Source organism: Cupriavidus sp. CuC1 (assembly GCF_044627735.1).
GTDB lineage: Bacteria > Pseudomonadota > Gammaproteobacteria > Burkholderiales > Burkholderiaceae > Cupriavidus > Cupriavidus ulmosensis.
Genome location: NZ_JBIUHC010000166.1, coordinates 1 through 22,010, shown reverse-complemented (window position 1 = coordinate 22,010; position 22,010 = coordinate 1). Strand labels below are relative to the sequence as shown.

Genomic DNA, 22,010 nt, shown 5'->3' with positions numbered 1-22,010 from the left:
CTCAAATCTCCTCACGTGTCAAGACCTTGCGTTGATCAATCGCGGCCTTCTTTGCGCTGCTTAACTTGGGTGGATTGCCCAGTTACCCCCCCCCCAGCGTAATGGCACTCATGCCCATTGTTCGCAAATTACCCCGGAAGCCTGAGTCATTTGTAGGTGCCTGCTGTGCCCGCTCAAGTTGGCCGCAAAGAATCTTTGGACTCTGTCTCTGCGGCATCGCAGCAGCAGCCCTCTTCCGGAGACGCATGCTGCCGCTGCTCGATCACTCGAATTCGCTGATCGAGATCGGTCACGTTGCTGGCTTGCGCAAGGTACTCATTGATCTCGCTGATGCACAGCGAATCGCGTGTGCTCGCGAACCAACTGGACAGCCTCGGAAAGAGGCATTGCAGCGCTTGCGCCCGGCGAGCGGCGAGATGCGGATTCGGGATGAATACGGACCCGAAGGCTTCCTCCGGCGTGCTGCTGCGAACCGCGGTGTTCTTGCGCGTTGACGGGGTGGCCGGCGTCGAAGACTGGCGCTGGAAAAGGCCGGTCAGCTTATTCAGTGTCCAACTAAGCATGGTTGACTCCAGATTTCGGACTGGGCAAATCTCCCCGCCCGAACAACCTTGCCGGCGTCCTCACGCCGACCGGCAGCGACCGCACCGCCAGGAAGAATCTAGAGATTCACGACCCGAAAGAAAAAGACTTTGTAGGCCGGTGGGCATACCTTCCGGGCATGGGGCAGCTCTGGCGTTGAGGCACCTTCGCTATTCCCGAGTCGTGGTCGGAAAGGGCGACCTATGGAACCAGCTTCATTTCACGCAGCCGCAGGAGTTGTCGGCGAAGACTGTCATGCGTGTCGATGACTTCGGTAAAGCCGGCTTGGGTCAGCTTGATCGTGCTGAGGACGATGTCTTCCTCCCAATTCAGGCACGCGTCAAGGAATCCCCAGTTTGCGATCTGCTCGTATGGCGTGTGGACCAGTTCGTATTTATCAACAAGCCTTTCCCACACTGGCTTCATGGAGTCCATTTGCGTGGCGAGATTCATTGGCTGCGGCTCGCCCGTCTCCATGCCATAGACCTCTGAGATCACGCCCCACATATGACGCCAGCGGAACGAGTCACCGTTGGTGATGTTGAACACCTGATTGCGCGCGCCTTCGGCATCCAGAGCCCAGAGCGAAGCGCGGCCAGACAACTGGGCATCCATGGTTTGATGCAATGCCGACCATGTGCCCCAACTCCCCGGGAAGCGGAGCGGAGCGCCGAGTTCCCGGCAGATGGCGGCAAAGGTGGCGAGCCCGGTCACCAGATTCATGGGCGAGGCGATGCTGGGGCCAAATACCATGTGTGGGCGAAGCACCGTCCAGGTCGCACCGTGGCGCTCCGCCCACTCAGCCAAAAGATCCTCTTGCTGGTGATAGAAGATGGGTGCAGCGAGGCGGGGGTCGCTCTCTCGAGCCGGAGTCTTCATCGAACCCAGGTGGAAGCCATAGGATTTGGCGCCGCCCATCAATACAACGTTACCCACCGGCACATCTCGAGCCGAGAGCGCTTCGAGGGTGTTTTGCAGGATCGCGATGTTGGCGTTGATCGACTTTTCCATGCTGCCGCCATCGACATAGGCCGCGAACGCCAGGTCGATCTTCCCGTCGATGCCCGCCAACGCGGCACGCGTACCTGGAACAGCAGCTATGCCTGGATGTCGTCGTGCCTGACGGCAAAGCCGGAGACGGCAACCGTTCAACTGCTGGACGTGGCGGACTTCTTGAGCGGAAATTCAATAAATGATCGGGAGCCGGGAATCTACCTGCCGAAGGCGTGCAGCGCATAAGCGGGAATGCGGATCAAGAGCGCTGCAGGCACGCTCGCCGGTGGCTCGATCTCGGACATCTTTGTCCTATATATTCGGAACCCCAGCCTCTTTTTAGTATTCGGATCTGTCCATACACTCTCCTCAAGGAAAGCCTGCTGTTCACCGAAATTCATCGGCAACTCATCCTCGAGGAAATCATGTTCAGACTTCATTCCCCCGTCAAAGTAGGTCCCTACGAACTCTCCCACCGCGTGGTGCTGGCGCCGCTCACCCGCATGCGCGCCGAGGAAGGTGCGCGGCCCGGCCCGCTGATGGCCGAGTACTACGCCCAGCGCGCTTCCGCAGGCGGCTTACTGATCAGCGAATGTGCCATCGCCGCACGCAACGGCAACGGCTACCTCGGAGCACCTGGCCTGTACGACGACATCCAGATTCCCGGCTGGAAGCTGGTGACCGACGCCGTGCACGCCAAAGGCGGCCGCATCTTCCTGCAGCTCTACCATGCCGGGCGCCAGTCCAACAGCCAGTTGCAGCCGAACGGCGCTCAGCCGGCGGCGCCATCGGCAGTCCCGCATGGCGGGGTCGCCTACACCGAATCGGGCTGGGTTCCGAACACACCGAGCCGCGCGCTGACCCTCCCGGAGATCGCCGATTTGATCGAGAGCTTCCGCACAGCAGCCATCCGCGGCAAGCAGGCCGGCTTCGACGGCGTTGAAATGCACGCCGCCAATGGCTACCTGTTCGATCAGTTCCTGCAGGACGGGAGCAACAAGCGCACCGATATCTACGGCGGCTCGTTCGAGAACCGGGCCCGCTTCCTGATCGAGGTCACCCAGGCCGTCATCTCGGTTTGGGGTAGCGAACGCGTGGCTGTGCGCCTCGGCCCCAGCGGCACCTGGGGCGATATGTCCGACAGCAACCCGGAAGGACTGTTCACCTACGTGGCGCAGGAATTAGCCGGGCTCAACCTGGCATACCTGCACCTGATCGAGCCACGTGTGTTTGGCAATGTCGACGATGAGAGCAAAGACCCGAACCCGGTCGCGGCACAGCTGATTCGCAAGCATTACAAGGGCACTATCATCGCCGCCGGCGGATTCAAGGGCCACACCGCGGAAGCCGTTCTGCAGGCGGGTGACGCCGATCTCGTCGCATTCGGTCGCGACTTCATCGCCAATCCCGATCTGCCCGCGCGCCTGCGCCACAAGCTGCCACTGAATCCGTACGACCGTCAAACCTTTTTTGGCGGCACAGAAGTCGGTTACACTGACTATCCGTTCTATCGCAACGACATGGTATCCGCGTAAACGAAGCATCCCTTCAATATCATCGGCGGGGAAATCGGAATCCCCGACCTTAAATTGGTCAAGTTTACGGCGAGCGACTTCAAACAGGTCCTTCTTGGCTACGGGTTCGCCGAGGGCGCGGCCAACGACTACGTCGAGATGTTCGATACTCTCGACAAGGGCCTAATGTTCGAGCACATTCAAGAAACCAAGCCCAAAATGGCGGGGCTTTCCATCGAGGCGTTCGCAAAGCAGTTCGCCACTGCCTATCGCTAGAACGTTATACCTGCTCTGGCTATCCCCAAGGCAGGTATCGCTGGCCGGCCACTGTACACCCATCGCTCTCATCAATGATGACGCCATGAGAAATCGAACATGATCAAAGTCAGCGTGATGTACGCCAATGAGCTTGGTGCCCGTTTTGATCACACTTATTATCGCGACAAGCATATGCCGCTGGTACAGGCGCGCCTGGGTGATGCCTGCAAATACTACACGATAGACAAGGGGCATTTCAGCCGCCAACGCCGGCAATACCGCCGCCTATGTGGCGATGTGTCATATCTTCAGTGTCATATCTTCAGTGTCATATCTTCAGTGAGTCGGTCGAAGCCTTCGAGACTGGGCTCGGACCTCATGCTGAAGAATTCAACGCAGCCATGCGAAGAGCATGGCTGCCTTCGACTTCACCATGGGCCCCACGGCGCAGTAGCTTGCTCGTGTCTAGATCTGCAAATTCCGGCTGATATAGTCGAAAAAAACACGCAGCTTGGGTGAGGCGTAACGGCTCGCCGGCCGCAAGAGCCATAAGGTAACGATCTGGTCTATGAAATCATCGAGTACGATCTGCAACGCACCACTCGCCAGCGCATCCCGCACCTGGAAGGTTGGCAGGAAGGCCAAGCCCTTATCCTGAAGTGCCAGAAAACCCAGGACTTCAATCGTGTTGCTGACGAAGGTTTGCGGCAGTTCCGGTTCCGCTTCCGAGGCAGCGAGCTGGAATGGCCAGCGTTCCAGCTTGCCGGTAGCTGGAAATCTATGCAGCAAACAGGCGTGCCGAACGAGTTCGGACGGATGTGCGGGGACGCCCTGCCGCTGGAGGTAGCCGGGCGAGGCGACCAGCACCTGGCCGCAGGAACCCAGACGGCGCGACACCAGTCTTGAGTCGTGCTGCTCGCCCGTGCGAATGACCGCATCGAAGCCCTCCTCTATGACATCCACCATGCGATCGGAGAGATCGACATCCAGCTCGATTTCTGGGTATTGCGCCATGAAGCCGTCCAGCGCCGGTATGATCAACCCTGACAATTGCGGCGTGCTGATCCGTAGCCTGCCGCGCGGACTGCGGGCGGCATCAGACAGTTCGGCCACCGCCGCTTCGGCTTCGCCCAGGATGCGGCGGCATCGCTCCAGGAACAAGGAACCTTCGGCCGTAAGCGTGATGCTGCGCGTACTGCGGTGAAACAGCCGCACCCCCAGGCGCTCCTCGGTGCGCGCGACGCTCTTGCCGACAGCTGAAGACGATACGCCGAGCAGCCGTCCCGCCTCCGTAAAACTGCGGGTTTCCGCCACCTGCACAAACGTCGAAATCCCACTGAGGCTATCCATTAGACTTCTGGACACCCGGTCCCAAGCCGTGCAAACAGAACACGCTTGAATCGATTTACCGGCTCGGGGCTTCTCCGCACTTTCGCCACCAGGAATGCGCCTTGAAGCGACGACAAAACGAATCCCGCAAGGTCTTCGACATCAGTGTCGGGAGGAAGCTCACCTGCCTCCACAGCCGCCCAAAGGCAGTAGGCAATGGATCTCTCATCGTCCGCGAATGCTCGTACCACTCGATCGACGATTTCATCGCTGTGTTCGTTGGCTTCTGCGCTGATGTTTCCACAGAGGCAGCCATCACACATTTGATTCTGGTTGAGAAAGTCGCGAGCGCTGTCGATGTAGGCAGACAGCCTGTCGAGCGGGCGCAACTGGTCATTGAGCAAAGTTGCTTGCACCTCCGCTTCTGAGCGGCTTCTATAGCGCTCCAACACCTCCAAACCGAAAGCGTCCTTGGAAGGAAAGTGGTTGGTAAATGATCCCAAAGGCACACCTGCAGCGGTTGTTATGTCCCGAACACTGGTCGCAGACAACCCGTGCTTATGAACCACCCGCGCGCCCTCAATAAGGAGCTTTTCCCTGTTGTTGAGCCTATTCATTAGCCTAATTTAGTCGTACATCTTTTTGATATCAAACTCGGGGGCTTGCTCTACGCTCCCCAACGCACTTTTGAGCCAGAGGGTTATAAGGGCTTGCACGGCCGTTGAGCGAGCGTGGTTTGGCCGACGCGCGCCTCACGCGTCGCATCCATGAGAGTTTCGAACTCAGTGACCGAACCCTACGGCAGCCCGCGGCCTTGCATGACCTGCGGGCTGCCAGCGAGTCATGCGTAGCCCGGCTGAACCAGCCCACCAACCTGCAAGCCCGACGCAGGCACTGTATGCCGCCCAATGACGATTCGACAAGACTGGAAAACCACATCGCCCCGACCCACCTCTAGCATGCGTTCAAAGCAGACGCGCCAACCAGACCAGAAGCGGGTCACAGACTTCATCTACATCTCGACGGCCGAGGGCTGGTCAAACGCAGCTGCAGTAATGGACCTCTATTCACGTCGCGATGTTGGCCGGGCCATGACCGGAACGCTAGCCTACTCCAGTTTGAACAACGCTTAAAGGGGCAAGCAAAGCGTCCTGGAAACTGCCGGAAGCTCTCATCAAATCCTGCAAGCCAAGCCGCGCGTGGCGCGACTTGCTTCTTCTCGAGAAGACTGATCTGTTCAGCGCAGCCCTAAACCCCCGCTTAGACAGCGCTATGCCCGCCATCAACGTTAAGGCTATGGCCAGTAATAAACCTAGCTTCGTCCGAGGCGATGAACACGATTCCATCGGCGACCTCTTCCGAACGACCAAGTCGAGCAAGCGGTACTCCCTCGACGAGGATTGCCTTGTTCTCGTCTGTTCCGGTGAAGCGGGTTAACATCCCGGTGTCGGTGGGACCAGGAGAAACGCAGTTCACACGAATCCCAGAGCTCGCGAGTTCAAGCGCAGCGGATTTTGTGATCCCTTCTACCGCATGCTTAGCGGCAACATAGACCGACGCGAATGCTGCTCCCTTGTGACCATAGGTCGACGAGATGTTGATAATGTTGCCCTTGTTGTTGCCACCGTTGGCTTGCATCGCAAGGATTTCGTGCTTCATACTGAGCAGCACGCCAACGACATTCGTGTCGAACGTTGCAGCAACACTTTCCGCAGTCTGGTCTGTAATCGGCCCAACTTGCCCTTCGGTCGCGGCATTGTTCACAGCAATGTCCAGTTTGCCAAATCGTGTAATCGTCTTTGCCACCAGGTTCTTCACTTCCTCTTCATTCCGAACATCCGCGTGGATGTATTCGGCCTCTGCGCCTATTTTTTTGAGCTCGTGTGCAAGCGCGTAGCCTGCCTCCTCACGCCGGCCAGACACAACCACTCGCGCCCCTTTTCTAGCGAAAGCGAATGCGGCCGCTCGGCCGATGCCTGTAAGGGCTCCCGTGATGAGAACGACTTGGTTTTTCATTTTAGTTCCTTATATCTGACTAGGTTACATGTATGAACGCACAGCGTGAAATACGAGGAGCCACGATACGTACATCCAACCAACGGGATTCCCGGGCGGTGCGAAGTAATCGGTTACGAATCATCCGCTGCTGGGTTTCTGAGAGGTGGCATTGCAATGTCACATGGCTACATCGTTATAGAAAGGCAGGTCGGAATAGCCGCGACGATCTCCGCCGTAAAAAGAATCACGATCGTAATTGGCAATCGGTAGCCCTCGCTGAAGACGTTTAACCAGGTCGGGATTTGATGTGAAATAGCGACCAAATGCCACGGCATCGGCGTCTCCGCGCTCTAGGATTTCATTTGCCGTATCGCCAACAAAGCCACCCGCAGCGATGATCGGACCACGGAAAATCTTGCGCAAAGATGCCGCAGCAACAGGCGCTTGAGTGCTCGGATCCTCGTTGTCATGGTCGCCGACAATGCGCGGCTCGATGATGTGCAAATAGGCTAGATTGAATCGATTCAGTTGTTCAGCAACATAACCAAATGTCGCTTGCGGATTGCTATCCAAAACATCACCGTGCTTGCCACTTGGCGAAAGGCGAACCGCGACGCGGTCGCCGCCCCAAACATCGACAATCGCCTCGACTATTTCAATTAGAAAACGTGCCCTATTCTCTACCGAACTACCGTACGCGTCGGTTCGTTTGTTAACGCCATCGAGGAGAAACTGATCGATCAAGTAACCGTTTGCGGCATGTAACTCGACACCATCAACTCCAGCAGCCTTAGCGTTCTTTGCCCCTCTGCGGAACTGGTCGACAAGGCCGGGAATTTCCTCAATCCCAATCTCTCGATGCGGTGACGCCCGGAAAACGCCCCTGGGTGTGATAGCGACACCGTTGAAAGGCACTACCGATGGCGCCAAGGGTGTTGCGCCGTCCGTAAGATCTATGTGGGCCATACGGCCGCCGTGCCATAACTGGGTAAAGAAGACGCCACCTTTCTGGTGCACCGCGTCAGCCACTCTTTTCCAGCCGGCAGTCTGCTCCTCAGACCAGATGCCAGGGCTGCGGTAATAGACGCGGCCCCCGATTCCGACAGCCGGTCCTTCCGAGATGAGAAGACCGCCAGGAGTGGCCCGCTGTGAATAATATTCGACCATCAGATCACCGGGGACATCCCCATCGTCCGATCGCATTCGGGTCATAGGCGCGTGCACCACACGATGGGACAGGTTAATAGCACCGAGTTTTACGGGAGAGAAGAGTTTTGTCATGTTGCAGCGCAGCGATGCGCGAATGAGTAGATCGGTCCGCGCCCTCATTTTTTGAAGTCGCTGGCCGGCCTCGCTCTGGCTAGATACACCCCAGGAAACGACTGAGGTACGACGTAGTGATTTGGCCCCTAGAAATACGGTGTACGTCCATCTTTTACGTAGGCGATGACGCGATCAACATCGACTCGCCATGTGGCCAATGTAGGCGTCCGTAGCGCACATGGAAAATACTTTGTAAGCTGGGGGGTATACCTTTCAGGCATGGAATGGCTATGGAATTGAGGCATTTACGGTATTTCGTTGCCGTGGTCGAGGAAGGCAGCCTGACGACGGCCGCCGAGCTCCGGCTGCACATCTCCCAGCCTTCGCTGAGCCGGCAGATTCGCGACCTGGAGTATCAGGTCGGGGCCGAGTTGCTGTCTCGCAGCGTTCATGGCGTCGAGCTCACCGCCGCAGGCAAGGCCTTTCTGGACCATGCCCGTCTGGCGCTGGCGCAGGTGGATGCCGCGGTGGAAGCGGCGCGCAGGGCCACGCAGCCCGCAAGGACGACGTTCGCCATCGGCTTCCAGACCGGTCACGAGATGAACTGGCTGCCGCGGGCCATGTATGTGCTGCGCGACGAACTGGAGAACATCCAGGTCACGGTATCGAGCGACTATTCGCCAGACCTCGCCGAGGCGCTCGTCCGCGGCCGGCTCGACGTGGCCTTCCTGCGCGCTGAGCCGGCCTTCGACCTGGACTACGAGGTGGTGGACCACGAACCGCTGATCGTCCTGATGCCGAGCGACCATCGCCTCACCAGCCGCAAAGCGATTCACCCGCGGGAATTCATCGGCGAGATCTTCATCGGCGGTTCGAACAAAGCCACATTGCTGCGCGCCGTGACCGAGGACTATCTGCGCCGCTCCGGCCTGGACATCAAACTGGATCATGGGGTGGACAACATGGCTATGGCCATTTCCCTAGTTGCGTCGACCCGCGGGTTGGCGCTTATGCCCGCCTATGCGAAGAATCTGCTGCCGCAGTCCGTGGTCAGCCGTCCGCTGGAGGGCGAAGGGCCAACGATCGATCTGGCCGTGGGTTACAGCAAGGCAAACACTTCGCCGATTCTCAAGCTGTTCCTCTCCAGGCTTGAAGAGCTGCGGGCACCGATGCCCGAAAAGGAGAATTGAATGCTTGCGGCCGGCATCAATCGAGCCCCTTTGCGACGAAGTCTGCCTGATCGGCCCTTTGCCCTCGTTGCCGCCCGGGCCCCGGCCTTGCAGGATCTCGCCCGCCAAAAAGTTGCACGAATTCGAAGGCGTTTATCGCATCGCCATCAACGCACTGCGGCGAAATTCGGTCGAAGGCAATTGGCTCATCCTTAAGCGCAGCGGCGGTCGGGAGCGCGTCTGGCATCCGGATGCCGCCGATGAATTTCCTTGGTCATCGACGGCGTTTCCACATTCCGGGCGATAGGAATTCTGCCGGTTTGTAAAGGCATAGAGTCTTTCGATTGCGGCGAGGGGATGCGCCGGCCGTTAAAGGCCTTGCCCGCCGCGGTCAGCTTCACGCCGTGCGCGCTGCGGCTCAATCGCGAGCCGACATGCCTGCGAGGTATGACCGCCAGCTTATAAAGTCTTTTCCAATTTTGTCACGAGATCGTAGATTGTTTCTCCCGGCCGCGCATTGGGGGCGTCCCCGTCCGGGCCGGGATCTTGGTGCCGGCTCCCCTCCCCACACCCCGCAAATCATATCGAACGGAGCTGTTGAATCATGACCAAGCCCGTAGTCCTCCTCACCGGAGCGCTGACCGGCATCGGCCGCGTCACCGCTCTGCCTTTGCCAAGAGTGGTGCCCATCTCGTCGTTTCCAGGCGCCGGCAGGCCGAAGGCAAGGCCCTCGAAACCGAGCTTCAGCAACTCGGTGCCGAGGTCGCCTTCATCCGGGCCGACGTCCGCCACGACGATCAGGTTCGCGATCTAGTCGATCAGACCGTGGCCCGCTTCGGCCGCTTCGACGTGGCCGTCAGCATCGCCGGCACGGAGGGCCAGTCTGGACCAGTGACGGAACTGACTCCCGAGACGATGCGGCCACTTTCGACACCAACGTGCTCCACACATTGCTCAGGGTGAAGCACGAGATGCGCGTGATGCTCGAGTGCCCCGACCGATGCGGAACAAACGAAATGTCGTCATCGACCTATCCCTTCCAGGGATAAATCCAATTGATCTCCGGGCTCCCGTCAACTACTCGACCTGTGCGTTTCCACGTGTTCAGAAAGAGCAGCTTTGCGTCCGATCAGCGGACCGGCAGAATCGCGGCGACCGCCGCTCTGCCGTAGTGGCTCCCGTGAACCGCCCTACCCAGTCTGCCGTCATTGCCACCTATGAACTTCTCCCGGTTTTTCATCGACCGTCCCGTCTTCGCCGGCGTGCTTTCCGCGCTGATCTTTCTAATCGGTGCGATCGCCATGTTCCGGCTTCCTGTGTCGGAATATCCAGAGGTGGTGCCGCCGGCGGTGGTTGTCAAGGCACAGTTCCCAGGGGCCAATCCGAAGGTCATCGCCGAGACAGTGGCCACGCCGCTAGAAGAGCAGATCAACGGTGTCGAGGACATGCTCTACATGTCCTCGCAGTCGAATAGCGACGGCCAATTGACATTGACCGTCACATTCAAACTGGGCACGGACCCCGACAAAGCACAACAGCTTGTCCAGAATCGAGTAGCACAGGCCGAGCCACGCCTGCCCGAAGATGTCCGCCGACTCGGTGTTACGACCGTCAAGAGCGCCCCGGATCTGACCATGGTCATCCATCTGGTGTCGCCAAACAACCGATACGACACGACATATCTACGCAATTACGCGCTAATCAATGTCAAGGACAGGCTTGCACGGATACCCGGCGTTGGCCAAGTGCTGCTACTGGGCTCAGGCGACTATTCCATGCGCGTCTGGCTCGATCCGGCCAAGACCGCTGAGCGGGGACTCACGGCAAGCGACGTCGTCAAGGCCATTCGAGAACAGAACGTACAGGTAGCCGCCGGCGTGATCGGCGCATCGCCATCGCCCCCTGACAACGATCTCCAGCTGTCGGTAAACGCGCAGGGGAGACTGAACACAGTCGAGGAGTTCGGTGCGATCGTGGTTCGGACTTCGGCTACGGGGGCAGTGACGTCCTTACGAGATATCTCCAGGATTGAATTGGGTGCGTCCGAATACAACGTTCGGTCGTTGCTCGACAACAAGCCCGCAGTCGCATTGCTCATCTCGCAGGCGCCTGGATCGAATTCGATCAACATTTCGGACGCTGCACGCGAAATCATGAAGGATGCCAAAGCCGGTTTCCAGGATGATATCGATTACAAAATCGTCTACGATCCCACCGAGTTCGTCCGTCACAGCATCAATGCCGTTGTGCACACGCTGTTCGAGGCGATCGCGCTCGTTGTCCTGGTCGTGATTCTGTTCCTTCAGAGTAAGCGTCAGCGGAACCCATCTGTAATGGACTTGACGCCTTCCTCTGACCGTGGGTGACGGCTACAGATCGACCACTTTACGCAGAAACGCGAAGGAGACCCGCCAGTGGCCCTCGTCGGGATTGCACTGCACGGACACGGTCTTCTGGTTGACGCGCACGACGGTGCCGATGCGCTCATGCAGGTGCTGGTCCGTAAAGGCCACCGTGTCACCGACCATGAAGTCAGCACGTTGCGCACGGGGCGGGGGTGGAGAGGCCTGCGGTGACGGTTGGGCCGCAGCGGTGGCATCGGCGATGACCGCGGCATAGGGCAAGGCCCAGCGCCGGCGCGTGGCGGTGTCCTCGACCACGGCCTGCGTCTGCCGCAGCTCGAGGATACGGCCCTGCCGCAGCGGCTGGATGAGATCGTCGGCGACGTAGCTGACGGTCATGCCGATATGCAGGTGCCGGCGGCTCTCCAGAATCCGCTTCGGATCGTCGAGCATCCGCCCGATGGTCAGATACAAGCGGTACAAGTCGGCGCTTGGGGCGAGGCGCAGTGCGTCAAGAATGTCCATGACGCGCAGTTTACCGGTTAGCGTGGCAGCGGAAGCAGTTCGTGGACCCGGCTGATGGGGTAGGCAGGCAAGCGCTCCAACGTATCCTTGAGCCAGGCATAGGGCTCGATACCATTCAGGCGACAGGTACCCAACAGCGAGTACATCGTCGCGGCGGCACGCCCGCCACGCGGCGAGCCCACGAACATAAAATTCGCTCTGCCAACGGCAATTGGGCGGATGGCGCGCTCGAGGCGATTGTTGTCCGGCTCCAGGATACCGCTTTCCGTATAACGCACGAGGGCCTGCCAATGCCGCAGTGCATAGCCGAAGGCCTGCGCCAACGGCTGCCTGGCCAGCAGACCATGGGCATTGCCTAGCAGCCACTGGTGGAACTGCGCGAGCAGCGGCACGGATTGCGCCTGTCGCTCTGCCAGTTTGTGATCCGGTGGCTTGTCCTTGATGCCGGCCTCAATGGCATACAGCCGAGCGATCCACGCCAGCGCCTGTGCCGCCAACCCCGGCGTCTTCTGCACCTTGGCGATCTCAAAGAAGCGTCTCCTGCAATGCGCCCAACAACCGACTTCGATGATGCGGCCGGTGCGATAGAGGGCATCGTGACCACTGTAGGCGTCGGCCTGCAGGTACCCCCGATAGTCGCGCAGGAAGGTGAGCGGATGGGTGGCGGCACGGGATTCGGCGAACTCAAACATGACCGCCGGCGGGTGATCGACCCACAGCCCGTTCTCCTGTCGCTGTCCGGCTCCGAGGTAGCCCCACAGGTGCGCCTGCTTGGTGGTGGCGCGCCCGCGTTCGAGCAACGGCAGCGTGGTGTCGTCCAGGTGCAGGCGCGGTGCTTGTAGGATGTGAATGCGCAAGGATGGTAAGAGCGTCTGCAGCAACTCGGCCGACCCCAGCTTCCATTCGCACAGTGTGGCACGCGGCAGATGAATGCCCAGGCGGGCGTAGCCCATCTCCTGCCGGTGGATCGGCAAGTGGTCCACAAAGGTATTGACCTGGATGTTGGCGAGCAGGCCCGCGCTGGCGTTGCTCTTGGGTAACGGCGAGGGCTGCGCGGTGGCGGTCACGATGGTGGACTCACCGTTCTTCATGGCCGCATACTTGAAGCGGATGTGCTCGATCACGCTGAGCTTGGCTGGCTCGTAATGCAGCGTCTCGCTGCGCTCCTCGCCGATGCGCTGCAGTGAATCGAAGGCGGCCTTCTCCGCCGCGGACAGATCGTATTCGATCCGCGTGCGCGGTAGGTCCTTGGGCAGTGCCGGGCGCCCCTTGCGGGTGTGGCCCGCCACTTTGACCTCTGCGGCGGTTGGCGGTGACGGCAGATCGAGCGGCGCGGCAAAGAGTTCGGCCTGACCCGGCAGACGTTCGGAGCTGGCGCCGAAGTGCGCGCGGTTAAGCTGCGCGATCTGGTGCTTCAATATCTCCAGTTGCTCCCACAGCGCGCGGGCGACCCGGTTCTGCTCCAGCGCGAGGGTACGTACCGCCTCGAGATCGGCTGGCAGGTCGGAGGGGGTCAGTACCGGAAGCATGGCGCCATGATGCGCCAGCGCCGGCAGGTTTACAAGTCACAAGATGCGCGTGGCCGCGACGGTGCAGTGGGGCCGAACCGCCGGGATCTCGATGCCTTCGAGCCAGGCGTTCAATTCGGCCAGCGTGAAGCCACGCTGGGCTAGCGTCGCCGGCGAAGGAAACCGGCCGCGCGAAAGCCGCTTGTACCACAACGCGAAGCCGGTGCGGTCCCAATACAGAATCTTGACCTTCGATCGATCGCGGCCGACGAAGACAAACAGGTGGCCCGACAGGGGCTATGTGCCGCGACACATAGCCCCTGTTATGTGGCGAACTGTGATATGCGACGTAACTTGGCAACACCTCCGGGATTGCCTGCCATCGAACTGTTTACCGCCACATAATCATTTGGATTCCACTCTCTCCATGCCGGGGATTGTCCCCGGTCTTTGCAACGGAAGGAGTGGTCATGCTAGAACTCTATTTCAAGTATCGTCGAGTGATTGCCCGATTTCGCAGTGGCGCGCTCGGCAATGAGATCGATGGCATTGCTGCCGATCTGTCGAGAGCAGGCTACAAGCGCGGCTCGGCGAAGCTATATCTGGCGCGCATCGCGCGATTCAGCGCGTACGCGACCGGATGCGGCTGTAGCAAGTCGACACCGATTCCTCCGCAGATCGTCGATCGCTATCTACGGGCAAGACCGACGACGGCCGCACGCTGGGCTGCACAAGGAGCGATCTGCTTTGCAGCGCGGTGCTTTCCGGAGCGGTTTGCAGTCGAACCGTCCCAGGACGACCCGGACCGCCCACTGCTTGCCGACTATCTGCAACACCTGCGTGTCATTCGCGGCTTGCGCCTGAAGACTTGCGAAGGACTCGTTCTAACAGCTCGGCGGATCCTGGTCTGGCATAGGCGGCACTTGTCTGGTGCGCCACTTTCCGCACTCGTCGCGAAGCATGTTCTAGTCATGACGCGTGACCTGCTGTCTGGATGCCGCAGCGACAGTGCCAGATCATCCACCACATCGTACATGCGCTCGTTCCTGCGCTACCTGCACTGGGAGAACCTCAACGCCCAGGACCTAGCGCAGTTCGTGCCGAAGACACCTTGCTGGCGTCTCGCTCACCTGCCGCCGCGAGTGGCGTGGGAGGACGTGCGGCGCGCGATCGACGCTATCGAGACCACGACACCGTCGGGCATGCGCGACCGCGCGATGATGTTGCTGTTGGCTACGACGGGTCTGCGTAACAGAGAGCTGCGCGAGTTGGAGCTCGGCGACATACGGTGGCGTGCCGGAGAGCTGGTATTGCGCCACACTAAGGGACACCGCGACCGTGTCGTGCCGCTGCTCGAGGAGACCGGCGCAGCACTTGCCAAGTACGTGCTTCATGCGCGGCCGGTGACCACAGACCGCAGGGTATTTCTTTCGTGCGTTCCCCCTGTGCGCCCCTTCTGCCACAGCAGCAACATCTCGCGCATTGTCCGCTTCCGGCTGGAGCGTGCCGGAATCCGGATTCAACGCGGTGGCGCGCATCTTCTGCGCCATAGCCTTGCTACACGGTTGGTCGAGAAGCGACTACCGATCAAGGAGGTCGCCGATCTACTGGGTCATCGGAACATCGATACCACATACCTCTACATCAAGGTCGCCGTAACGCAACTTGCTGACGTCGCGTTGCCGTTTCCCGGAGGTGCATCATGAGCACATTCGTGACTGCGTTGACCGCCAGGGTGGAGAGTTACATCGCCCTTCAGCGCTCGCTTGGCTATCAGTTTCGCAAACAAGCCGCGTCGCTCCACGCGTTTCTCCGCTACGTGTGCTCCAACCATGCGAGTGGTCCATTGTCTCAAGCTCTGGCCGTGGACTTCGTCATGGCTAGCAACCTCACGCTCAACGGCAGGGCCATCCGCTATGGTGTAGTTCGACGCTTCGCAGAGTACTATGCGGCGTTCGACCCTCGCACCGGGTCATTCGATCGTCGTGCCTTGCCTCGCTCACGCGCCATTCCTCCGCCGCGGATCTTGAGTGAAGAAGAGCTGCGCTCGTTGATGGCTGCGTGCATCCGGATATCGACCGCCCAGCCATTGAGGGGGCTAACACTGGCTACCGTGATAGGTCTGCTGGCGAGCACGGGACCGCGTTCAGGGGAGGCACTGCGCCTCGATCGCGCCGATGTTGATCTGAGCACCGGTGTTCTGCAGATCCGCAAAATCCAAGTTCCGGAACTATGCCGCATTCCTGGCAATGCCGATCAGGCTGAGATTGGATCACGATGATGCTGGCAAAGAGCCAGCAGGACGTCATTCTGAGGTCGCCTGGATCGGCATAGTTTCAATGGCTTCAGACCCTTGAGAAACCGTTCCGCCCAAGGTCCCTCTGGCATCGAGCGAGTGCGACCCGCGTTTTCGGGTACAACTTCTCCATGACCTGCTGCGCCTCTCGTAAAAGCGAGCCTGACATCCATCAGACTATGCCGATCATTTTTCGTTGATTCCCTTTGAATTGGCCGTCGCCCCGTTCAAATCGAACATAGTTAACGATGCGGCATAGCGGTGACTACGCCGCTAGCGGCGTAGCAAGAAGGACCGACTGGTCCCCGTCCACGCCACCACTCTGGCCGCGCTGCATGACTATGCTCGGCATCGCGATCTCGCGTTCCCGGCACCGGCGAGCTCAGCCTTCTTCGTCAGCACGCGCGGCACCAGACTGTCGCCATCCGGTCTGTACTACGGATTCGGGCAAGCTTGTGAACTCGCTGGTGTGAACAGGACAGGGATCCAAGTCTTGCGGCCTCACGACCTTCGTCATCGATTCGCCGTCACACGCCTCGCAAACTGGCATAAACAGAAGGCCAACGTTCAATCGATGCTGCCACTGCTGGCGACTTACTTGGGCCACGGCCGATACAGCGATACCGCCTACTACATTACAGCCACGCCGGAGCTGCTGGGCCTGGCCGCAGCAAACGTCTTCCGCGCAGGAGGTCTCACATGAACGGCCAACCCTCACTCGCCCGACATCTCGAGTCGTTCTTCCACCATCGGCTGACGCAACAGCGCAACGCCACACGGGCCACGGTGGCGGCATACCGGGATGCTCTTCGGCTGCTGGTCCTCTTCGCCTCAGAGCGAACCGGCAAGAAGCCATGCGCCCTCGCAGTCGAGGACCTCGACCGGGACATGATCTTGGCGTACCTGGACCATCTGGAGCACTCGCGCGGCAACTGCGTGCATACTCGCAACGCTCGTCTTACGGCGATACGATCATTCTTCCATCATGTCGCGGCTAGCGACCCCGGCTCGATTGGCGTGGCTCAGCGCGTGCTTTCGATCCCAAGCAAGAAGTCTGACGTGCCCATGCCCCATTATCTTTCCCGAGCCGAGCTCGACGCACTTCTTGATGCGCCGAGCAAGAGCTCGCCATGCGGGCGTCGTGACCGTGTGCTGCTGTTGTTCCTCGCGCGCACCGGAGCCAGGGTTTCCGAGGCTCTCGGTGTCGAGGCAGCCGACCTGTCGTTGGACGGGGCGCGTTCGCATGTCATGCTTCGCGGCAAAGGTCGCAAACAACGCGTAGTTCCCTTGGCCCGCGACCTCGTCGCAGCAATCGAGAGTTTGTTGCGCGAGAGTGGTATTGCTCGGCATGACCCGGTGCCGGTATTCGTCGGCGCTCGCGGAGAGCGTCTGACGCGCTTCGGTGCCATCCACATCGTGCGTCGCGCTGTCGCCACAGCATCCAAGCATATGCCCGAACTCGCGCGAAAGGAGATCTCCCCGCACGTCTTTCGGCATTCACTCGCGATGATGCTGCTTCAATCGGGAGTGGATCTTCTAACGATCCAAGCGTGGCTCGGGCACGCACAGGTTGCCACTACCCATCGCTACGCCGCGGCGGATATCGAAATGATGCGACGCGGCCTGGACAAGGCAGCTATCCGAGGATCCGCAGCCCATCGGTTTCAACCGAAGGATGCCGTCCTAAGTCTGCTTGAGAGACTGTAGCTCTTATGTGTCGCCGGCCTCAGGGACGACGGCCATACGATCAAACGCCTGGCTGCGTGCTTGCGGTTGGTGGCTACATACTTAGTCTCGCCACATAACAGGGGATTCTTGGCCAGCAACGGCTCCACCAGATACGACAGGCCGTCGATGGACTTGCGCATGTCGACCGCGTCACGGCAGATGAAAGCCTGCACATCGCCGCTGATCAGCACCGGCCGCCTCCCAACTGCCCCAACACGAAGCGCACGATGCGTTCGGCATGCACCCCGGCCATCTCGATACGTGCGCCGCCCAGCGTGACGACCACTTGGTCGCGTGACTTCGATGGTGCCGGGTCGCTCGCCGGCAGGACATTCGGTAGCGCTGTCGTTGCCGCGGCGATGAATGCCGTATTCGGGGTCACTGCCATGGGCGGCGTCACCGGTGGCTCGTGGTTCAATCGCTTGCGCCACAGACCGAAGGTGCTAACGGCCAAGCCGTGCTGTCGGCAGAAGGCTCGAATGCTCCCGCCGCTGTGACCCCATTGTGCGAGCATCTCGCGCCAGAAGGCTTCGCCGTGCCGGTCATACCTTGCCCCTGCTCGTCCGCTCATACCCTCGCGCTGATCGGCCATCACTCCACTCCCGCCTACCGTGAAGCCGTAACCTTCTCATCAGCGCCCACGACTCGCCAGCCGGGTTCCGCTGACGGTTACCCTTCAGACCTGGCGCGCGTCGATCATCCCGTTGCTGGCTGTGCCGGTGTCGATCGTCGGAACGTTCGGGTTGATGCATCTGTTCGGCTTCTCGATTAACGCGCTTTCCTTATTCGGTCTCGTGCTCGCGATCGGTATCGTGGTGGACGATGCAATCGTGGTGGTCGAGAACGTCGAACGCAACATCGCGGACGGCCTTGCGCCAAAACAGGCTACGTACAAGGCGATGAAAGAGGTCAGCAGTCCCATCATCGCAATCGCGCTCACCCTCATCGCTGTCTTCGTCCCGCTAGCGTTCATGACTGGGCTGACGGGCCAGTTCTACAAGCAGTTCGCACTGACCATCTCGATTTCAACAGTCATCTCGGCGGTCAACTCGCTAACGCTCTCGCCGGCGCTTTCCGCACTCCTGTTGCGCGGCCATGATGTCCCGAAGGACCGGTTGTCGCGCGGGATGGACCGCGTTCTGGGCGGCTTCTTCCGCCGCTTTAACCGATTCTTCGCACACAGCTCCGATCGTTACGCACGTGGCGTCAAGGGCGTGGTCGCCCGCAAGACCACCGCATTCGGTGTTTACGTGCTCATGCTCGGATTGACCTGGGCAATGTTTCAGCTCGTCCCCAAGGGCTTCGTAACCGCTCAGGACAAACAGCATCTTGTGGCCTTCACTCGCCTGCCGGCAGGCGCCACGTTGGACCGCACCGAGCACGTCATCCGGCGCATGTCCGCGATTGCGCTAAAGCATCCCGATGTCGAGGGCGGCGGTGGCGTTCCCCGGCCTCTCCATCAACGGGCTGACCAACAGCCCGAACTCGGGGGTGCTATTCGTCACGCTAAAACCTTTCAGCGAGCGCAGCCGCGATGACCAGACCAGCTTCGCGATCGGACGAGAACCAACCCGGCGCTATGGCGAGGTCCGCGATGCGCTCATCGGGGTAGTGCCCCCTCCCCCGGTGAGACTCGGTACAATCGGGGGCTTCAAGATGATGATCGAGGACCGAGCCGCGCTCGGTTACGAGGCTCTATTCAACGCCTCGCAGGCCTCTTCAGTAACTACCAGGTCAATGTCCCTCAACTCGATGTTAGCCTTGATCGTGTCAAGGCGAAGCAGGTCGGTGTAGCGGTTACCGACGTATTCGATACTCTGCAGACTTATCTCGGCTCAGCCTACGTGAATGACTTCAACCAATTTGGTCGAACCTATAAGGTAAGGGTCCAAGCTGATGCCAGCTACCGCACTCGCGCCGAGGATATTCAGCAACTCAAGACGCGCAGTCTCTCCGGCGAGATGGTGCCGCTATCTTCCCTTGTTCGTGTGCAACAAGGATTCGGTCCGGATAGTGTAGTCCGGTATAACGGCTTCACCGCTGCAGATATGAATGGTGGCGCGGCGCCGGGCTACTCGTCCGGGCAGGCCCGCGACGCGGCCGAACAGGTCGCATTGGAAACATTGCCCAAGGGCATAAAGTTTGAATGGACCGAACTGACCTATCAGGACATTCTGGCCGGCAACACCAGGATTTGGATATTTCCGCTATGTGTACTTCTGGTCTTCCTGGTCCTCGCGGCACAATATGAAAGCCTGACGTTGCCATTGGCGGTCATCCTGATCGTGCCGATGAGCCTCCTGGCCGCGATGACGGGCGTGTGGCTCACGAAAGGCGACTACAACATCTTCACCCAGATTGGCTGCATCGTGTTGGTTGGGCTGTCGGCGAAGAACGCAATCCTGATCATTGAGTTTGCCTGGGAACTGGAGCATGAGGGTCGCACGATCGTGGAGGCGGCAATCGAGGCCAGCCGACTGCGGCTGCGCCCGATACTAATGACGTCCTTCGCATTCGTGATGGGCGTTCTGCCACTGGTCACCTCGCACGGTGCAGGCGCAGAGATGCGCCGGGCCATGGGCGTAGCGGTGTTCGCTGGAATGATTGGAGTGACCGTCTTCGGATTGATACTGACGCCTGTCTTCTACGTGATCTTCCGGAAGCTGGCGACGCTCAGCTCCCGAGGTACGCAAGCCCAGCATCTTGCCTCCGGGCAAACCGGACCAGCGGGCACGCCATGATCCTTCTGCCAAGCTCGTCGTCGAAAGCACTCCTTGGCGCCGCCTCCTGCGGGCCTACGCTCATGATCCATGACGCGAACGCGATGCCAGAGCGGGCTAACGACTCCATTCCGAATCAGACAGCCAGGACCCTTTTTATCGGGCGCTACCTGGAAGTCGTCGCCTCTAGCCAGTCGCCACGACGTCACCCGCGGCTTCGTCGCCGCTGAATCGGTTGCCTCCATGGGCTCGGACACGCACTTTTATCATCCGGACGATGGCCACGGGCTTCTCAGAGACCCGTTTAAGGCCATCGTGGCGCCACGCGTAATCGGATGGATCTCAAGCCACGACGCCGAGGGACGGCCAAATCTCGCTCCATACCCACCATGCTGCTGACCCGCCTGCTCCATGTTTGCCACCACTTCCCCGGCTTTGTGTATGAAAGCGCTCGCTTGTGTCGGGCGTCCTACACCATCGAGATCGATGTGCGCCTGCGGCGAGGACCCAGACCGCACTGCTCGGGCTGCGGCCACCGTCCGCCTCGTCGGTGACGATCGCCCGGAACGATTGCCCGGAGTCCTACGCCCGGTAGAGCGCAATCCTCCGAGTCAGGCACTCGTTGATCCAGATCTTCTGCCCCCCGGACATGACAGCGAAGTTCTGGCGCTGGCATTTCAATCGCGACGTGGTTCTTTAGCGGACCTGATATGACCGAAAGAAGGCTGCGAGGTGATTCAGCGCGTAGGTAAAGGCAGCGCAAGGCACGCGTTCCACCCGACCGCATGCCGCCGGGCGGAACGCCATCCCTTGTGCCACCGGCTTCCTGCTTCAGAAGCATGGGGCCATGCGCACAAGGTCTTTCTCGGCCAGCCGGCCTGCTGCTACATTTAGCCGCAATGCAGCCGACACGAACCGGATGTATCGGGCGGACACCCATGTAGGGTCCGGACTCGCGTGCCACGGCGCGTCGGATACATTGATCTCACCTTTACTCGCATCAGGTCGCATGACGACCAAGGTTCTTGCCAAGCCATCCCGCACGCGGCGTCCGCTACTAATCCCGGTATGGAATGACACATATCCGATTCGGAGTCTTCTCGAAGCGGGACGGAATAGATAATTTCTCCACTAACGCATCCAGTTAAGAGGCTCTCATATCACGCATTATCAAGTTCGCAAAACCCGGTGGCCCGGAAGTTCTCGAATTCATCGAGAGTACCGGCTCCCGGTCCGGCTGAAGTTCGAGAAAAACGGACAGTTCGGCAAGATCGTCGTGACGGTGTGACGGTGTGACGGCGGATGAGGCGCAAGTGCACCCCATCTAACCCCACGAACACTCACCGGCAAGCACGCCTGTGAGGCATGCTCGCCAACCTGCAAAGCCTTGTTGGTGCATAAGTTACTCATCAAGGCCTGCCCACGTTGACGGGCCAACGTAAAGTACGTCACATCATGGGTACTTGGAAGTGCCAACAACCGGCATGTCTCGGCCCCCGCTCGAAACCTCTCATCATTGGAGCTCCTAATGTTCTCGACCGACGAGCAACCCAAGCGTTTCTGCAAAAGTCATGGAAAAAAGATGGCGTATGTCGATGTGGGCGACGGGAAGCCGGTAGTTTTCCTCCACGGAAACCCGACGTCGTCTTACATCTGGAGGAACGTGATACCTCACGTGGCGCCCTACGCACGCTGCATTGCGCCGGACCTATTGATCTTTCCGTAAATCATGACATCACCACAACGTTGCCTGAACCCAGCACGCGGCGATGATCGAAGGCCGGT

20 protein-coding genes and 5 pseudogenes are annotated in these 22,010 nt (G+C 59.8%); 13 read left to right on the top strand and 12 right to left on the bottom strand.

What is annotated here, in order from left to right; translation table 11 throughout:
* Positions 1–173: 173 nt before the first annotated feature.
* Both ACGLHR_RS42475 and ACGLHR_RS42470 read right to left on the bottom strand, forming a co-directional pair.
* Positions 174–563 (bottom strand): hypothetical protein, encoded by a 390-nt coding sequence (locus ACGLHR_RS42475; RefSeq protein WP_400101892.1) that lies wholly within the window; start codon positions 561–563, stop codon positions 174–176.
* A 220-nt stretch (positions 564–783) separates the two neighbouring features.
* Positions 784–1,653, bottom strand: a complete 870-nt coding sequence (locus tag ACGLHR_RS42470) for an NAD-dependent epimerase (RefSeq protein WP_400101891.1) — start codon at positions 1,651–1,653, stop codon at positions 784–786.
* 347 nt (positions 1,654–2,000) lie between these two features.
* Between ACGLHR_RS42470 and ACGLHR_RS42465 the strand changes: the two genes are divergently transcribed.
* From ACGLHR_RS42465 to ACGLHR_RS42455, 3 genes are all read left to right on the top strand, one after another.
* A complete protein-coding gene (locus tag ACGLHR_RS42465) occupies positions 2,001–3,110 on the top strand; it encodes an alkene reductase (protein ID WP_267606391.1) in 1,110 nt (369 codons plus the stop codon).
* Positions 3,111–3,164: 54 nt separating this feature from the next.
* A complete protein-coding gene (locus tag ACGLHR_RS42460) occupies positions 3,165–3,365 on the top strand; it encodes a hypothetical protein (protein ID WP_400101889.1) in 201 nt (66 codons plus the stop codon).
* A gap of 99 nt (positions 3,366–3,464) precedes the next feature.
* A complete protein-coding gene (locus tag ACGLHR_RS42455) occupies positions 3,465–3,866 on the top strand; it encodes an EthD family reductase (RefSeq protein WP_400101887.1) in 402 nt (133 codons plus the stop codon).
* Here the strand turns inward: ACGLHR_RS42455 and ACGLHR_RS42450 are convergent.
* The 4 genes from ACGLHR_RS42450 to ACGLHR_RS42435 all read right to left on the bottom strand — a co-directional run bounded on the left by ACGLHR_RS42450 (position 3,813) and on the right by ACGLHR_RS42435 (position 7,955).
* Positions 3,813–4,697 carry a LysR substrate-binding domain-containing protein gene (locus ACGLHR_RS42450; RefSeq protein WP_400101885.1) on the bottom strand — a complete coding sequence of 295 codons (885 nt, stop codon included), beginning with the start codon at positions 4,695–4,697 and terminating at the stop codon, positions 3,813–3,815. The genes ACGLHR_RS42455 and ACGLHR_RS42450 overlap by 54 nt on opposite strands.
* Entirely contained in the window at positions 4,697–5,293 is a 597-nt protein-coding gene (locus tag ACGLHR_RS42445) for a TetR/AcrR family transcriptional regulator (RefSeq protein WP_400101883.1), read from the bottom strand. The genes ACGLHR_RS42450 and ACGLHR_RS42445 overlap by 1 nt, the downstream gene beginning before the upstream one ends.
* Positions 5,294–5,936: 643 nt before the next feature.
* Positions 5,937–6,692, bottom strand: a complete 756-nt coding sequence (locus ACGLHR_RS42440) for an SDR family NAD(P)-dependent oxidoreductase (RefSeq protein ID WP_400101881.1) — start codon at positions 6,690–6,692, stop codon at positions 5,937–5,939.
* Positions 6,693–6,851: 159 nt separating this feature from the next.
* A complete protein-coding gene (locus ACGLHR_RS42435; RefSeq protein ID WP_400101879.1) occupies positions 6,852–7,955 on the bottom strand; it encodes an alkene reductase in 1,104 nt (367 codons plus the stop codon).
* A gap of 272 nt (positions 7,956–8,227) precedes the next feature.
* Between ACGLHR_RS42435 and ACGLHR_RS42430 the strand changes: the two genes are divergently transcribed.
* The gene (locus tag ACGLHR_RS42430; RefSeq protein WP_267602786.1) at positions 8,228–9,127 is read left to right on the top strand and encodes a LysR substrate-binding domain-containing protein; all 900 of its coding nucleotides are present in this window, start codon (positions 8,228–8,230) and stop codon (positions 9,125–9,127) included.
* A gap of 191 nt (positions 9,128–9,318) precedes the next feature.
* Here the strand turns inward: ACGLHR_RS42430 and ACGLHR_RS42425 are convergent, their stop codons facing one another.
* Complete coding sequence (locus ACGLHR_RS42425; RefSeq protein WP_400101877.1) at positions 9,319–9,507, bottom strand: hypothetical protein; 189 nt, start codon at positions 9,505–9,507, stop codon at positions 9,319–9,321.
* A gap of 203 nt (positions 9,508–9,710) precedes the next feature.
* Between ACGLHR_RS42425 and ACGLHR_RS42420 the strand changes: the two are divergent.
* Positions 9,711–10,152: pseudogene (locus ACGLHR_RS42420) on the top strand (SDR family NAD(P)-dependent oxidoreductase); the annotation flags it as partial.
* A gap of 171 nt (positions 10,153–10,323) precedes the next feature.
* Positions 10,324–11,421: pseudogene (locus ACGLHR_RS42415) on the top strand (efflux RND transporter permease subunit); the annotation flags it as partial.
* A 54-nt stretch (positions 11,422–11,475) separates the two neighbouring features.
* Here ACGLHR_RS42415 and ACGLHR_RS42410 read toward each other — a convergent pair.
* From ACGLHR_RS42410 to tnpB, 3 genes are read right to left on the bottom strand one after another with little or no spacing between them, the layout of a single operon-like run.
* Positions 11,476–11,973, bottom strand: a complete 498-nt coding sequence (locus tag ACGLHR_RS42410) for a hypothetical protein (protein ID WP_267601639.1) — start codon at positions 11,971–11,973, stop codon at positions 11,476–11,478.
* Between the two features lie 17 nt (positions 11,974–11,990).
* The gene (tnpC, locus tag ACGLHR_RS42405) at positions 11,991–13,502 is read right to left on the bottom strand and encodes an IS66 family transposase (RefSeq protein WP_400101876.1); all 1,512 of its coding nucleotides are present in this window, start codon (positions 13,500–13,502) and stop codon (positions 11,991–11,993) included.
* Between the two features lie 36 nt (positions 13,503–13,538).
* Positions 13,539–13,775, bottom strand: a complete 237-nt coding sequence (tnpB, locus tag ACGLHR_RS42400) for an IS66 family insertion sequence element accessory protein TnpB (RefSeq protein ID WP_400101898.1) — start codon at positions 13,773–13,775, stop codon at positions 13,539–13,541.
* A 176-nt stretch (positions 13,776–13,951) separates the two neighbouring features.
* Here tnpB and ACGLHR_RS42395 point away from each other — a divergent pair, with 176 nt between their 5' ends.
* The 4 genes and pseudogenes from ACGLHR_RS42395 (at position 13,952) to ACGLHR_RS42380 (ending at position 17,484) form a co-directional block, all read left to right on the top strand.
* Positions 13,952–15,187 carry a site-specific integrase gene (locus ACGLHR_RS42395; protein WP_400101874.1) on the top strand — a complete coding sequence of 412 codons (1,236 nt, stop codon included), beginning with the start codon at positions 13,952–13,954 and terminating at the stop codon, positions 15,185–15,187.
* On the top strand, positions 15,184–15,762 hold the full coding sequence (locus ACGLHR_RS42390) for a hypothetical protein (RefSeq protein ID WP_400101872.1): 579 nt from the start codon (positions 15,184–15,186) through the stop codon (positions 15,760–15,762). Before ACGLHR_RS42395 ends, ACGLHR_RS42390 begins: the two co-directional genes overlap by 4 nt.
* Positions 15,763–16,072: 310 nt before the next feature.
* Positions 16,073–16,480: pseudogene (locus ACGLHR_RS42385) on the top strand (tyrosine-type recombinase/integrase); the annotation flags it as partial.
* Positions 16,477–17,484, top strand: coding sequence for a tyrosine-type recombinase/integrase (locus ACGLHR_RS42380; RefSeq protein WP_400101870.1), 1,008 nt, complete (start codon positions 16,477–16,479; stop codon positions 17,482–17,484). The pseudogene ACGLHR_RS42385 and the gene ACGLHR_RS42380, both read left to right, overlap by 4 nt.
* Here ACGLHR_RS42380 and ACGLHR_RS42375 read toward each other — a convergent pair.
* On the bottom strand, positions 17,442–17,645 hold the full coding sequence (locus ACGLHR_RS42375; RefSeq protein ID WP_400101896.1) for a hypothetical protein: 204 nt from the start codon (positions 17,643–17,645) through the stop codon (positions 17,442–17,444). The genes ACGLHR_RS42380 and ACGLHR_RS42375 overlap by 43 nt on opposite strands.
* 44 nt (positions 17,646–17,689) lie before the next feature.
* On the bottom strand, positions 17,690–18,076 hold the full coding sequence (tnpA, locus tag ACGLHR_RS42370; RefSeq protein WP_400101894.1) for an IS66 family insertion sequence element accessory protein TnpA: 387 nt from the start codon (positions 18,074–18,076) through the stop codon (positions 17,690–17,692).
* Positions 18,077–18,179: 103 nt separating this feature from the next.
* On the opposite strand from tnpA, the pseudogene ACGLHR_RS42365 reads away from it, so the two are divergent.
* From ACGLHR_RS42365 to ACGLHR_RS42355, 3 genes and pseudogenes are all read left to right on the top strand, one after another.
* Positions 18,180–20,246, top strand: a pseudogene (locus ACGLHR_RS42365) (efflux RND transporter permease subunit); the annotation flags it as partial.
* Between the two features lie 222 nt (positions 20,247–20,468).
* A pseudogene (locus tag ACGLHR_RS42360) lies at positions 20,469–20,609 on the top strand (flavin reductase family protein); the annotation flags it as partial.
* Between the two features lie 1,144 nt (positions 20,610–21,753).
* Positions 21,754–21,951 carry an alpha/beta fold hydrolase gene (locus tag ACGLHR_RS42355; protein ID WP_400101868.1) on the top strand — a complete coding sequence of 66 codons (198 nt, stop codon included), beginning with the start codon at positions 21,754–21,756 and terminating at the stop codon, positions 21,949–21,951.
* The last annotated feature ends 59 nt before the right edge of the window (positions 21,952–22,010 follow it).